Annotated in this window: 11 protein-coding genes and 1 pseudogene; 6 read left to right on the forward strand and 6 right to left on the reverse strand. The window is 61.8% G+C overall.

Annotation, left to right across the window (positions count from 1 at the left end; genetic code table 11):
- Positions 1-21: 21 nt before the first annotated feature.
- The 4 genes and pseudogenes from CAG34_RS06460 to CAG34_RS06475 form a co-directional block, all read right to left on the reverse strand.
- On the reverse strand, positions 22-300 hold the full coding sequence (locus CAG34_RS06460) for a helix-turn-helix transcriptional regulator (protein ID WP_085588857.1): 279 nt from the start codon (positions 298-300) through the stop codon (positions 22-24).
- Positions 297-1,621, reverse strand: a pseudogene (locus CAG34_RS06465) (HipA domain-containing protein). Before CAG34_RS06465 ends, CAG34_RS06460 begins: the two are co-directional and overlap by 4 nt.
- 217 nt (positions 1,622-1,838) lie before the next feature.
- Positions 1,839-3,647 (reverse strand): sodium-extruding oxaloacetate decarboxylase subunit alpha, encoded by a 1,809-nt coding sequence (oadA, locus tag CAG34_RS06470; protein ID WP_085588860.1) that lies wholly within the window; start codon positions 3,645-3,647, stop codon positions 1,839-1,841.
- A gap of 11 nt (positions 3,648-3,658) precedes the next feature.
- Positions 3,659-5,074 (reverse strand): acetyl-CoA carboxylase biotin carboxylase subunit, encoded by a 1,416-nt coding sequence (locus CAG34_RS06475; protein WP_013974837.1) that lies wholly within the window; start codon positions 5,072-5,074, stop codon positions 3,659-3,661.
- Between the two features lie 189 nt (positions 5,075-5,263).
- On the opposite strand from CAG34_RS06475, the gene CAG34_RS06480 reads away from it, so the two are divergent.
- On the forward strand, positions 5,264-6,226 hold the full coding sequence (locus tag CAG34_RS06480) for a LysR family transcriptional regulator (RefSeq protein ID WP_046615347.1): 963 nt from the start codon (positions 5,264-5,266) through the stop codon (positions 6,224-6,226).
- Here CAG34_RS06480 and CAG34_RS29145 read toward each other — a convergent pair.
- The gene (locus CAG34_RS29145) at positions 6,168-6,386 is read right to left on the reverse strand and encodes a PA3496 family putative envelope integrity protein (protein ID WP_080563834.1); all 219 of its coding nucleotides are present in this window, start codon (positions 6,384-6,386) and stop codon (positions 6,168-6,170) included. The genes CAG34_RS06480 and CAG34_RS29145 overlap by 59 nt on opposite strands.
- Positions 6,387-6,535: 149 nt before the next feature.
- Complete coding sequence (gene hexR, locus CAG34_RS06490) at positions 6,536-7,402, reverse strand: transcriptional regulator HexR (protein ID WP_011536461.1); 867 nt, start codon at positions 7,400-7,402, stop codon at positions 6,536-6,538.
- Positions 7,403-7,505: 103 nt separating this feature from the next.
- Between hexR and zwf the strand changes: the two genes are divergently transcribed.
- The 5 genes from zwf to CAG34_RS06520 all read left to right on the forward strand — a co-directional run bounded on the left by zwf (position 7,506) and on the right by CAG34_RS06520 (position 13,332).
- Positions 7,506-8,948 carry a glucose-6-phosphate dehydrogenase gene (gene zwf / locus CAG34_RS06495; protein WP_085588862.1) on the forward strand — a complete coding sequence of 481 codons (1,443 nt, stop codon included), beginning with the start codon at positions 7,506-7,508 and terminating at the stop codon, positions 8,946-8,948.
- 88 nt (positions 8,949-9,036) lie between these two features.
- The gene (locus tag CAG34_RS06500; RefSeq protein WP_085588863.1) at positions 9,037-9,351 is read left to right on the forward strand and encodes a hypothetical protein; all 315 of its coding nucleotides are present in this window, start codon (positions 9,037-9,039) and stop codon (positions 9,349-9,351) included.
- Positions 9,352-9,481: 130 nt separating this feature from the next.
- On the forward strand, positions 9,482-11,668 hold the full coding sequence (uvrD, locus tag CAG34_RS06505) for a DNA helicase II (RefSeq protein WP_085588864.1): 2,187 nt from the start codon (positions 9,482-9,484) through the stop codon (positions 11,666-11,668).
- Positions 11,669-11,955: 287 nt separating this feature from the next.
- Entirely contained in the window at positions 11,956-12,810 is an 855-nt protein-coding gene (locus CAG34_RS06515; RefSeq protein ID WP_013974842.1) for a Tim44 domain-containing protein, read from the forward strand.
- Positions 12,811-12,924: 114 nt separating this feature from the next.
- The gene (locus tag CAG34_RS06520) at positions 12,925-13,332 is read left to right on the forward strand and encodes an SMI1/KNR4 family protein (RefSeq protein WP_025341149.1); all 408 of its coding nucleotides are present in this window, start codon (positions 12,925-12,927) and stop codon (positions 13,330-13,332) included.
- The last annotated feature ends 219 nt before the right edge of the window (positions 13,333-13,551 follow it).

Here is a 13,551-nt window from a genome sequence, read left to right on the forward strand (position 1 = left end):
CCGCGATCGGTGCAAGCCCGGTTATCTGATCGGGCTCGCACGCCTGACGACGCCCATCTGCAAACCGAACGGTTTGAATACCGCGTTCAACGATTTGAGCGTGGGGTTACCGTCCCCCTGCTCGATCTGAATGAGCGTTCGCACGGAAATCTTGCACATCAGCGCAAACTGGGTCTGCTGCATCTTTGCAACTTCTACGCGCAGGCGGCGAACGGCAGTACCCAGCTCGATTGTGCCGTCGGCAATACCTTCGCGCACGCCATCGATCATCAGACCTCGGGCATCGATGGAAACCGTCATGCCAACCCCCACTCCGCCATCCGGCGCTCGAGCTTGCCCAGCGCAATCGCCGGGTGATTCATCACTACCTCCGGGAGCCCAAGGCCGGACAAGATATCGGGCAATGCCAATAGGTGCCGGGCCTCCTGACGCAGGCGCTGGTAAGCCTCATCCGGATCGATGAATTCGGCCAGCGCAACACAGGCTGCCTGCCAGTCGATTTCGCCTGCTCTTTCGATCAAAGCGGGCCACTTCGTCGTTCTGGTTACTCCTTCCTGATCCATCACCATCGGTGCCAAGTCGTAAATGGGTGCAAGACACACCGTGTCGCGGGTACGAATGATCGCTGTATTACGTCCATGGTTATCGGCGTTACCCAGGATCTTGTTGATCAGGTCGCGCCGCAGGTAATCCGCGATCAGATCAGGCACCTCTTTACCCTGCCCGGCCATCTTCCACAAGCCAACGAGCGTCTCGATCACCTCCAAATGCCCCATCCGGCTACCGGGTTCGGTTACACCACACAAGGAATACATCGATTCCACGGCAAACCGCTGTACTCCCTGATCGGTAACCTGACGGTCGAAGCGTTCCATCCACAGGCTGGGCTTGGCTCCCTCTTCCAGCGCCATGTGTTCACTGGCCACCGTCTCGATGCCAAGCTGCTGCAACGCCCTGTAATAGAGGTACTCGGCCCGCAGGATCTCCTGATCATCGGCCAAGGCCTGGTGCCTGGCGAACTTGATGAACCAATGGCGACAGGCCCTCTCATCCGCAAGCACCGCGTCCGGGTACAGCTGGCCGTTTTCATCTTCGGTCATCAGCAGCTTTGGCGCCTCTCCACCGGCGCCTGTCGCGCCACCTATGGCCGCGCCCTGCTCGTAGGCGTACTCCAGAAAACGTTGATCGCGAACGATGACGTCCTGGCGGGTAAAACCGATGGGGTCCGCAAGGTCCAGTAACTCAGCCGACTCCCTGATGCGCATATTGCCAATCGGAGCTGGGGTGGAGCGCCCTAGCAGAAACAAGTCTTCCCCCATGCCCGCCGGTTTTTCACGACCGATATGCCTCAGCAGAAAACGCTTCGCAGCCCCTGCAGGCGCGATGTCGTAAAGGATGCAGGAGCATGCGGTAGACGATGAGAGCCAAAGTCCACCGGGAGCTTGGCACTGGCCGCCTGGCTGAACAGGCTGTCGTACGCATGCAGATTGGTCTTGACGTAGTTGGATGTGTATCCGAACTCGCAAGGGCTGGAGAGGCTTCTTTCCGGTTCGGCGAAGGCGATGGCAATAGCATCATGCCATTTACCTTGGTCATGTAATTGGAGCGTGAGTCGGTACATTGGCCACCTGCAATTTACTGCATGTTTTCGATCAGCCTCAGCCGTCAGCCTGCAGTATAGTGCAGATGTTTTTCTGAACCACACCCAATTTATGCATTTTAGTGCAGATTATGGAGGCTTTGGCGCCTGTAATCTGCACTAAATTGCATATTGCTCCATAAAAAAAGGGGAGCATTCCGCTCCCCAGAGGTTAACCGCTTGTAGATGAAGGCTTATCTCAGCCTTCGATCTCGATCAGGATCTCGCCCGGTGTCACGCGGTCGCCCTTGGCCACGTGGATGGCCACGACCTTGCCAGCGATACCCGCCTGCACTTCGGTCTCCATCTTCATGGCTTCGGTGATCAGCACGGCCTGGCCGGTCTTGACCATGTCGCCTTCCTTGACCAGCACATCGACGATGTTGCCTGGCATGGTGGTGCTGACGTGGCCCGGGGCACTGGCCTGCTTGCGCTTGCTGCTGCCGCCGCCGACGAATTCGTTGAGCGGCTCGAACACCACTTCTTCCGGCATGCCGTCGATCGACAGGTAGAAGTGGCGCTTGCCTTCGGCCTTCACGCCCACACCGGTGATGTCGACGCGGTAGGTTTCGCCGTGCACGTCGATGACGAACTCGGTCGGTACGCCTTCACCGCTATGGGACGCCACTGCGCCCGCTTCAGGAATTGGCAGCAGGACTTCAGGGTTCAGGGTGCCGGCTTCGCGTTCTTCGAGGAACTTGCGGCCAATGTCCGGGAACATGGCGAAAGTCAGCACGTCTTCTTCGCAACGGGCCAGGGCGCCGATATCGGCACGCAGCTTGGCCATTTCCGGCTTCAGCAGGTCGGCCGGGCGCACGTCGATCACTTCTTCACTGCCGATCGCCTGACGGCGCAGCTGCTCGTTGACCACGCCCGGAGCCTTGCCGTAACCGCCTTGCAGGTACAGCTTCACCTCGTTGGTGATGGTCTTGTAGCGCTCGCCGGCCAGCACGTTGAAGAACGCCTGGGTACCGACGATCTGCGAGGTCGGGGTTACCAGCGGTGGGAAGCCGAGGTCTTCACGCACGCGCGGGATCTCAGCCAGCACTTCGTTCATGCGGTTGAGGGCGCCCTGTTCCTTGAGCTGGTTGGCCAGGTTGGAAATCATGCCGCCCGGTACCTGGTTGACCTGCACGCGAGTGTCCACGGCGGTGAACTCGCTTTCGAACTGGTGGTACTTCTTGCGCACGGCATAGAAGTACAGGCCGATTTCCTGCAGCAGCTCCAGGTCCAGGCCGGTATCGAATTCGCTGCCCTTGAGCGCGGCAACCATCGACTCGGTACCCGGGTGGCTGGTGCCCCAGGCGAAGCTGGAGATGGCGGTGTCGATGTGATCGGCGCCGTTTTCCACAGCCTTCAGCTGGCACATTGCGGCCAGGCCGGCAGTGTCGTGGGAGTGGATGAACACCGGCAGCGACTGCTCGGCCTTCAACGCCTTGACCAGTTCGCCGGTGGCGAACGGGGTCAGCAGGCCGGCCATGTCCTTGATCGCCACCGAGTCGCAACCCATGGCTTCCATCTGCTTGGCCTGCTTCACGAAGGCTTCGATGGTGTGTACCGGGCTGGTGGTGTAGGCGATGGTGCCCTGGGCGTGCTTGCCGGCAGCCTTGACCGCTTCAATGGCCACACGCAGGTTACGCACGTCGTTCATCGCATCGAAGATGCGGAACACGTCGATACCGTTGACCGCTGCCTTGGCGACGAACGCCTTGACCACATCGTCGCTGTAGTGGCGGTAGCCCAGCAGGTTCTGGCCGCGCAGCAGCATTTGCAGGCGGGTGTTGGGCAGTGCCGCGCGCAGCTTGCGCAGGCGCTCCCACGGGTCTTCCTTGAGGAAGCGCACGCAGGCGTCGAAGGTGGCGCCACCCCAGACTTCCAGCGACCAGTAGCCGACCTTGTCGAGCTTGTCGCAGATCGGCAGCATATCTTCGGTACGCATGCGGGTGGCCAGCAGGGACTGGTGGGCGTCGCGCAGGATCGTGTCGGTTACGTGAATTTTCTTGGACATTATGGGGTTCCTCACAGGCCTGCGTGGGCGGCGATGGCAGCGGCGATGGCCAGGGCCAGCTCTTCGGGTTTGCGCTTGATCGAGTAGTTGGTCAGTTCCGGGTGGCTTTCGACGAAGCTGGTGTTGAACTGGCCGCTACGGAATTCGGGATTGCGCAGGATTTCCTGGTAGTACGCGGCGGTGGTCTTCACCCCTTGCACGCGCATGTCGTCCAGGGCCCGCAGGCCGCGGTCCATGGCTTCTTCCCAGGTCAACGCCCACACCACCAGTTTCAGGCACATGGAGTCGTAGAACGGCGGAATGGTGTAGCCGGTGTAGATCGCCGTGTCGGTACGCACGCCCGGGCCGCCGGGGGCGTAGTAACGGGTGATCTTGCCGAAGCTGGGCAGGAAGTTGTTCTTCGGGTCTTCGGCGTTGATGCGGAACTGCAGCGCGTAACCGCGATGCTGGATGTCTTCCTGCTTGACCGACAGCGGCAAGCCCGAGGCAATGCGGATCTGCTCACGGACGATGTCGATACCGGTGATTTCCTCGGTGATGGTGTGTTCCACCTGCACTCGGGTGTTCATTTCCATGAAGTACACCTCGCCATCGGCGAGCAGGAACTCCACGGTACCGGCGTTCTCGTAGTTCACTGCCTTGGCCGCACGCACCGCCAGGTCGCCGATGTAGGCGCGCTGTTCGGGGGTGAGCTGTGGGCTCGGGGCGATTTCGATGAGCTTCTGGTTGCGGCGCTGGATCGAGCAGTCGCGCTCGAACAGGTGCACGACGTTGCCAAAGCTGTCACCGAGGATCTGCGCCTCGATGTGCTTGGGGTTGACGATGCACTTTTCCAGGAACACTTCCGCAGAACCAAAGGCCTTGGTAGCCTCGGAGATGACGCGGGGGAAGTTCTGTTCCAGTTCTTCACGGCTGTTGCAACGGCGAATACCACGGCCACCACCACCAGAAGTGGCCTTGAGCATGACCGGGTAACCGATGCGGTCACCTTCACTCAGGGCTTCGTGAATATCGGCAACGTTGCCTTCGGTACCCGGGGTTACCGGTACACCGGCGGCGATCATGGTGCGGCGTGCTTCGGTCTTGTCGCCCATCCGGCGAATGACCTCGGCGGCCGGGCCGATGAACTTGATCCCGCGCTCGGCGCAGATCTCTGCCAGTTCAGCGTTTTCCGACAGGAAACCATAGCCCGGGTGCAGGGCATCACAGCCGGTTTCCACAGCCAGGTTCACCAGCTTGCGCGGGTTCAGGTAACCGGCCAGCGGCTCGGCACCAATGCTGTGGGCTTCGTCGGCGCGCTTGACGTGCAACGCGTGGCGGTCGGCGTCGGAATAGATCGCCACCGAGCGAATGCCCATCTCGGCGCAGGCACGCACGATCCGAACTGCAATTTCACCTCGGTTGGCGATCAGGATTTTTTTTATCACTGGAGTCTTCCCAAAGCCGTAGGAACAGTCGAGCCGGTTCTCCCGGTCGGCGCGTGACCAGACGTTGCTGGCCAGTCGCACATTCACCCTAGCGCTGTAGGTTGATAAACAAAAATCAATATTTGTTAGGGGCTGTATTAGCAAAAGCTTATAGTGCGGTAACAAGGTGTTGCCGAAGGGCGGATAAAAATGCGTAAGTCCTTGATGCGTATGACTTTGCGTCAATTGCAGATCTTCAACGAGGTATGCGATTTGCGTTCGTACAGCCGTGCGGCGGAAGAGATGGCGCTGACGCAACCCGCCGTTAGTCTACAGATCCGCCAGCTCGAAGAGCTGATCGGCCAGCCGCTGTTCGAGTACGTGGGCAAGAAGCTCTACCTGACCGAAGCTGCCGAGGCCTTGCAACGCGCCAGCCGCGATATCTTCGGGCGCCTGGAGAGCCTGGACATGCAGCTTTCGGACATGCAGGGTTCATTGCAGGGGCAGTTGAAACTGGCGATCGAATCCAGTGCCAAGTACTTCGTGCCACACCTGTTCGCGGCCTTCAAGCAGCGTCACCCGGAGGTGAACCTGACCCTGACGGTGGTCAATCGCGCCCAGGCCATCCGCCGCCTGTCGGACAACCGCGACGACCTGATCATCATGTCCATGGTGCCGCAGGACATGGGCCTGGAGTTTCTGCCGTTCCTCAACAACCCGATCGTCGCGGTGGCACCGCCCGAGCACCCGCTGTGCAAGCTGGAGCAACTGCGCCTGCAGGACCTGGAGCCTCATACCCTGCTGGTCCGCGAACAGGGTTCGGGCACGCGCAAGGCTTGCGAGGAATACTTCAAGGACAAGCGCGTGCATTTCACCCAGACCCTGGAGGTGGCCTCGGCCGACGCCCAGCGCGAGTGCGTGATTGCCGGCCTGGGCATTGCCATGCTTACCCGCCATGCGGTCAACCTGGAGCTGGCCACCGGTGTGCTGAGGGAACTGCCCGTGGAGGAACTGCCGCTGTACCGCAGCTGGTGCGTGGTGCAGTCCAAGGCCAAACGGCAGTCGCCGGTGGCCTTGGCTTTCCTGGCGTTCATCCGCAGCGAACGTGCGCTGATCAGCGCGCTGGTTGAGCGTTTTTCGGGGAAGCTGCTGCCGACGCCTGCCAGACCGTGAGCTCTTGCAGCTCGGGGTAGTCCACTAGTTCGCGGAGCAGTTGACGTTGGTCGCAATAGCTTTCGATCGCGCGGCGGTATTCCATGCGGCGCTGATCCTTTTCCTGCTGCTTGCGAGCCTTGGCGCTGGGTTGGTACGTACCGTCGAAGTCACGAGCCATTGCCTGTCTCCCAGATAGGATGCGGGAGTTTCAGACTGGCTTGAGTGGTTTACGGTTTGGCTGTGGAATGGTGACAGAATCGTGAATTTTCACTGCCTGTACCGGCCCATTCGCGGGCTCGCCCGCGAAGAGGCCGGTGCAGGAAGAATTCAGTCGTCGGTAGCCTTGATCGACTTGGGTGACAAGCGCAGGCTGCGCAAGCTGCGCTTCACGCTCTTCAGGTGGTTGACCAGGCTCGGCCCGCGCGCCATGGCCACGCCCATGGCCAGCACGTCGATCACCACCAGGTGGGCGATACGCGAGGTCAGCGGGGTGTAGATTTCGGTGTCTTCATGCACGTCGATCGCCAGGTTTACCGTCGACAGCTCCGCCAGTGGTGTCTGGCTGGGGCACAGGGTAATCAGGTTGGCGCCGCTCTCACGGACCAGGTTGGCGGTGATCAGCAGGTCCTTGGAACGGCCCGACTGGGAAATGCATACCGCCACATCACCCGGCTTCAGGGTCACCGCCGACATCGCCTGCATGTGCGGGTCGGAATAGGCTGCCGCGCTGAGCAGCAGGCGGAAGAACTTGTGCTGGGCATCGGCCGCTACCGCACCGGAGGCGCCAAAGCCATAGAACTCCACACGCTGCGCCTGGGCCATGGCGGTCACCGCCTGCTGCAGCGCCTGCGGGTCGAGATGCTCGCGCACTTCCATCAGGGTGTGCAGCGTGGTGTCGAAGATCTTCAGGCTGTAGTCGGCGACCGAGTCGTCTTCATGGATGGCGAACTGGCCGAAACTGGCCCCCGCAGCCAGGCTCTGCGCCAGCTTCAGCTTCAGGTCCTGGAAGCCCGAGCAACCGATCGCGCGGCAGAAACGCACGATGGTCGGTTCACTGATACCCACGCTGTGCGCCAGGTCGGCCATGGAGCTGTGCATGACGGCAGCCGGGTCGAGTAGCACGTGGTCGGCTACTTTGAGTTCCGATTTGCGCAGCAGGTGGCGCGATTGGGCGATATGTTGCAACAGATTCACAGGCTGGACTCGGTTATGATCGGCTGGCCGGGTTGTAGCTATCTTGTAGTTATACTACATGGACGCCAACCCGCCCAGTTAAACGAACGTGGAGAGTGGTGGTTTGACTATTCCTTGCGACATTCTGGTCTTCGGCGGCACCGGCGATCTGGCCCTGCACAAACTGCTTCCGGCGCTCTACCACCTGTTTCGCGAGGCCCGTCTTAACAACGCCGTGCGCATCATCGCGCTGGCACGACGCAACTTGCCACGTAACGATTATCTCAAGCTCGCCGAGCGCCATTGCCGGGCACAAATTGCCCGCAACGACTTCGACGAAGAGGTCTGGCAGCGGTTTTCCGCGCGGGTCGACTATTTCGCCATGGATGCTTCGCAAAGCGCCGACTTCGGCCGCCTGGCGCGCTACCTGGGCGAACCCGGCGGCTTGACGCGCATCTTCTACCTGGCCACCGCCCCCAACCTGTTCGTGCCAATTGCCAAGCACCTGCATAACGCCGGCCTGGCCGACGCCGAAGCGCGCATCGTGCTGGAAAAGCCGATCGGCCACTCGCTGGAATCGGCTACCGCCATCAACGAAGCGATTGGCGCAGTGCTGGAGGAAAACCAGGTATTTCGCATCGACCACTACCTGGGCAAGGAAACCGTGCAGAACCTGATGGCCCTGCGTTTTGCCAACGCCCTGCTGGAGCCGGTGTGGCGCAACAACCAGGTCGACCACGTGCAGATCAGCGTTTGCGAGACCCTGGGTGTAGAGAATCGCGGCGCCTACTACGACCGCGCCGGGGCGACCCGCGACATGTTGCAGAACCACCTGCTTCAGCTGCTATGCCTGGTGGCCATGGAGCCGCCCGCGCAGTTCGAGGCCGAAGCGGTGCGTGACGAGAAGGTGAAGATCTTGCGGGCCCTCAAGCCCATCACTGGCCAGGACGTGCAGGACAAGACCGTACGCGGCCAGTATGGCGCCGGGCGCATCGGCGGCCAGGAAGTGCCGGCCTATTACTTCGAAAAGGACGTCGACAACGACAGCGACACCGAAACCTTCATCGCCATCGAGGCGCACATCGACAATTGGCGCTGGGCGGGCGTGCCCTTCTACCTGCGTACCGGCAAGCGCATGGCACGGCGCTCATCGCAGATCGTCATCCAGTTCAAGCCGGTGCCCCACGAGCTTTTCAATGGCGGCCAGGTCAACCAGCTGCTGATCCAGCTGCAACCGGACGAACGCATCAGCCTGCGCATGATGACCAAGAGCCCGGGCAAGGGCATGCGCCTGGAACCTGTGGACCTGGACCTGAACCTGGCCCAGGTGTTCAGCCAGACCCGCCGCTGGGACGCCTACGAGCGCCTGCTGCTGGATGTGCTGGAGGGCGACTCGACGCTGTTCATGCGCCGCGATGAAGTGGAAGCGGCCTGGGCCTGGATCGACCCGATCATCAAGGGCTGTGAAGAGCACTTCCAGGCACCGCGACCGTACCCGGCAGGCAGTAACGGGCCGGAGCAAGCCAACAGCCTGCTGGCCAGGCACGGCAGGCACTGGCATAGCTGAAGCACTGCCCTGCTCCCGTGGCAGGCGAAAGGGCAGAAAGTAGCCCCAGCGCGCTGGCGCTACTTTCAACCCGAGACAGGAGCAGACAATGGCTACTATCACCAACCTCGTTGCAATCAACGACATCGCCCACGGCAAGCAGGTTTTCAGGGTTCATGGCACCGTTACGGTCGCCTCTCCGGCCATCGAACCGGTGCTGGTCGAACCCAAGCTGCGCCACCGGGGTGGCTGGGAAGTGCTGGAGCTTCAACTGCTGGATAGCGGCGCAATCACCCCGCAGGTGCTGACCGAAAAAACCGTGGTTTTCGAACGTGCAGGCGGCACTGGCTGGAAAACCGTGGAGATCATCCATGCCGACGGTTCGCAGCGCTGCGAAATTCGCACCATCGAGGCGATTGACTGAACCGCTGCCTGCCAGGCCGCCCGAGCGGTGGCCTGGCACCTGCCATCGGCTCGATGAACGGGCATGCGGCAGGTGAATATTTATACAGTGGAGGTTTGCCCCATTTCCTGCCGCGCCCTAGAATGGCCCGATGCGCACAGACGACCTCTCCCTCCTGCTGAATTCCCTCAACGATGCCCAACGCCAGGCCGTAGCGGCCACGCTCGGGCGTCAACTGGTGCTTGCTGGCGCCGGTTCCGGTAAAACCCGCGTGCTGGTGCACCGCATTGCCTGGCTGATCCAGGTGGAGCAGGCATCGCCGCACTCGATCCTGTCGGTGACCTTCACCAACAAGGCCGCGGCAGAAATGCGCCAGCGGATCGAGCAACTGCTGGGCATCAACCCGGCGGGCATGTGGGTCGGCACCTTCCACGGCCTGGCCCACCGCTTGCTGCGGGCCCACTGGCAGGAAGCACGGCTGGTGCAGAACTTCCAGATCCTCGACAGCGACGACCAGCAGCGCCTGATCAAGCGGGTGATGCGCGAGCTTGGCCTGGACGAGCAGAAATGGCCGGCACGCCAGGCCCAGTGGTTCATCAACGGGCAGAAGGACGAAGGCCTGCGACCACAGCATATCCAGGCCGGGGGCGACCTGTTCCTGTCGACCATGCGCGACGTCTATACCGCCTATGAGCAGGCCTGCGAGCGCGCCGGGGTCATCGACTTCTCCGAGCTGCTGCTGCGCGCCCTGGACCTGTGGCGCGACCACCCGGGCCTGCTGGAGCATTACCAGCGGCGCTTCCGCCACGTGCTGGTGGACGAGTTCCAGGATACCAACGCCGTGCAGTACGCCTGGCTGCGCCTGCTGGCGCGCGGCGGTGACAGCCTGATGGCGGTGGGCGATGACGACCAGTCGATCTACGGCTGGCGTGGTGCCAAGATCGAGAACATTCACCAGTACACTGCCGACTTCCCCGACGCCGAGATGATCCGCCTGGAGCAGAACTACCGCTCCACTGGCGGCATCCTCAAGGCAGCGAACGCGCTGATCGCCAACAACAGCGGGCGCCTGGGCAAGGAGCTGTGGACCGACATGGGCGAAGGCGAACCGCTGACCCTGTATGCGGCCTACAACGAGCACGACGAAGCCCGCTACGTGGTGGAAACAATCGAGAGCCTGGTCAAGCAGGGCAATGCGCGCAACGAGATCGCCATTCTGTACCGTTCCAACGCCCAGTCGCGGGTGCTGGAAGAAGCCCTGCTGCGCGAACGCATCCCCTACCGCATCTACGGTGGCCAGCGCTTCTTCGAGCGCGCCGAAATCAAGAACGCCATGGCTTACCTGCGGCTGATCGAAGGCCGTGGCAACGATGCAGCCCTGGAGCGGGTGATCAACGTGCCGCCACGTGGCATTGGCGAAAAAACCGTCGAAGCCATCCGCGAGCACGCCCGCCACAGTCAGCTGTCGATGTGGGAGGCCATGTGCCAGCTGCTCGCCGCCAAAGCCCTGAAAGGCCGCGCCGCCAGTGCCCTGGGTGCGTTCATCGAGCTGATCGAGGGCTTGGCGGCCAAGGTCGTGGACATGCCACTGCATACCATGACCCAGACCACCATCGAGCAGTCCGGGCTGATCATCTATCACCAGGAAGAAAAGGGTGAGAAGGGCCAGGCACGGGTGGAAAACCTTGAGGAACTGGTCAGCGCAGCGCGCAACTTCGAGTCCACCGAAGAAGACGCCGACCTCTCGCCACTCTCGGCATTCCTCGGCCACGCCTCGCTCGAGGCAGGCGATGCCCAGGCCGACGAGCATGAAGACAGCGTCCAGCTGATGACCTTGCACAGCGCCAAGGGCCTGGAGTTCCCGTATGTGTTCCTGGTGGGCATGGAAGAAGGCCTGTTCCCGCACAAGATGAGCCTGGAAGAGCCCGGCCGCCTGGAAGAGGAACGCCGCCTGGCTTATGTGGGCATCACCCGCGCCATGCGCCAGCTGGTCATGACCTACGCCGAAACGCGTCGCCTGTATGGCAGCGAGACCTACAACAAGGTGTCACGTTTCGTACGCGAAATTCCGGCAGGCCTGGTTCAGGAAGTGCGCCTGTCCAACAGCGTCAGCCGCCCGTTCGGCGGGGCCAAGACGGCCACGAACAGCAACCTGTTCGCCAATGCCAGCATTCCGCAGACCGCGTTCAACCTGGGCCAGCGTGTGCAACATGCGGTGTTTGGCGAGGGTGTGATCCTCAACTTCGAAGGCTCCGGCGCCCAGGCGCGGGTGCAGGTGAATTTTGCCGAAGGCAGCAAGTGGCTGATGCTGGGGTATGCCAAGCTCGAGGCCATCTAAAAGCCTGCACCGGCGCTGGTGGAGGCTTGCTCAAAGTTTTCAAAGCCTGCGCAATACCTGTGGGAGCGGGCATGCCCGCGAAGCCGGCAACTCAGTGTATGGCACCGGCTTCGCCGGTGTTCGCGGGCATGCCCGCTCCTACAGGTATTGCGCCAGCATTCCGAGGGCAGGTCGTGCCGGGTTTGTAACATTCAGGCAAAAGCTCGAAACATTATGTCGCTGGTCATGTGCCCGGGAACCTGTGCACCATGACGCGCGTGCAATCCACAACAGGGGATATCCCACTTATGCAACGTTTTCTTAGCATCGCTCTGGCGCTCTGCGTCGGCCTGACGCTGAGCCTGGACGCCAACGCCAAGCGTTTTGGCGGCGGCAAGAGCTCGGGCTCCGCGCCTATTCACCAGACCCGCCAGGCCACGCCAACCACGCCTGCCGCCGCGCCGACCGCACCTGGCCGTGCCGCTCCGGCCGCCAGCGGTGCTTCGCGCTGGTTGGGCCCTCTGGCCGGCCTCGCCGCCGGTGGCCTGCTGGCTTCCATGTTCATGGGCGACGGTTTCGAAGGCTTCCAGATCATGGACTTCCTGATCGTGGCGCTCATCGCCTTCCTGGTGTTCCGCTTCATCGCCGCGCGCCGCCGCCAGCAGCAGCCGCAAATGGCCATGCCGGGCCATGCGCCGATGCAGCGTGAAGCTCACGCGCAGCCTGCCCAGCCGTCGATCTTCGGTGGTTCGGCCGCACCTGCTGCCGCAGCCGCCCCGGTGATCAACGCCCCGGCCTGGTTCAACGAGCAGAACTTCCTGGCTGCTGCCCGTAACCACTTCCAGGCGCTGCAGCAGCACTGGGACGCCAACGAGATGGACAAGATCGCCGAGTTCGTCACCCCGCAGATGCTCGAGTTCCTCAAGCGCGAGCGCGCCGAACTGGGTGATGGCTTCCAGTCCACCTACATCGACAACCTCGAGGTACAGCTGGACGGTGTCGACGACCGCGCCGACCGTACCGACGCCACCCTGACCTTCCGTGGCGTATCGAAAAACTCGCGCTTCGACCAGGGCGAAGTGTTCAGCGAAAGCTGGCACATGGTTCGCGCCCAGGGCGAAAACCAGCCTTGGCTGGTGGCCGGTATCCGTCAAAACGGCTAACCGCTGCGTGCTGCACAAAAAACCCCGGGCCTGTCCCGGGGTTTTTGCTTTTGCCAGAGTGGCCTACTAGGGTATAACGCGCAGCGTTGTCATCTAGGTCAGAGGAAGTGAACCGTGGAAGAAGTGATCGAACAACTCCGTGAAGCCAACGAGCCAGTGCCGGTGCCCCTTGAGCTTCCCGACGAGGACCAGTTGGTCGAAATCGAGGAAGAGCTGTTCATCAACATTCCGTTCGTGTTCAAAGAGTTCCTGCTGACCGTCAGTGACGTGGTGTATGGCTCACTGGAGCCGGTGACCGTTACCGACCCACAGTCGCATACCTACCTGCCAGAAGTCGCCGCCAACGCCTGGGATGCCGGCGTGCCACGAGACCTGATTCCGCTGTGCCAGGACGGCGACAACTACTACTGCGTCGAAGAGGATGGGACCGTGGTGCTGTGGGATGCCGAAGAGGAAATCGTCGGTGAAGACAGCTGGGAATCGGTGTGGCACTGGGCGCGGGATGTCTGGCTGGAGAGCTGATTCCAACCTCTGATTTGATGCTGCCTGTGCCGGCCTCTTCGCGGGTAAACCCGCTCCCACAGGGATTGCACAGGTGCTGATCATTGTGCGGTACCTGTGGGAGCGGGTTTACCCGCGAAGAGGCCGGCCCAGAAATGGGAATTTTATGGCCTAGTGCTACCGGTATAGTTAATATCGCCAGGCTTTCTGCGCCTGGCGACATCGCTACCGCTCCATCCC

The sequence above is a fragment of the Pseudomonas sp. B14(2017) genome, assembly GCF_002113255.1.
Taxonomy (GTDB): domain Bacteria; phylum Pseudomonadota; class Gammaproteobacteria; order Pseudomonadales; family Pseudomonadaceae; genus Aquipseudomonas; species Aquipseudomonas putida_Z.

Excerpts from the sequence above, each read along its gene's own strand:
- CAG34_RS06460 (WP_085588857.1), bottom strand. The coding sequence starts at position 300 with ATGACGGTTTCCATCGATGCCCGAGGTCTGATGATCGATGGCGTGCGC.
- CAG34_RS06480 (WP_046615347.1), top strand. The coding sequence starts at position 5,264 with ATGCGTAAGTCCTTGATGCGTATGACTTTGCGTCAATTGCAGATCTTC.
- CAG34_RS06515 (WP_013974842.1), top strand. The coding sequence starts at position 11,956 with ATGCAACGTTTTCTTAGCATCGCTCTGGCGCTCTGCGTCGGCCTGACG.
- oadA (WP_085588860.1), bottom strand. The coding sequence starts at position 3,647 with ATGTCCAAGAAAATTCACGTAACCGACACGATCCTGCGCGACGCCCAC.
- CAG34_RS06500 (WP_085588863.1), top strand. The coding sequence starts at position 9,037 with ATGGCTACTATCACCAACCTCGTTGCAATCAACGACATCGCCCACGGC.
- CAG34_RS29145 (WP_080563834.1), bottom strand. The coding sequence starts at position 6,386 with ATGGCTCGTGACTTCGACGGTACGTACCAACCCAGCGCCAAGGCTCGC.
- uvrD (WP_085588864.1), top strand. The coding sequence starts at position 9,482 with ATGCGCACAGACGACCTCTCCCTCCTGCTGAATTCCCTCAACGATGCC.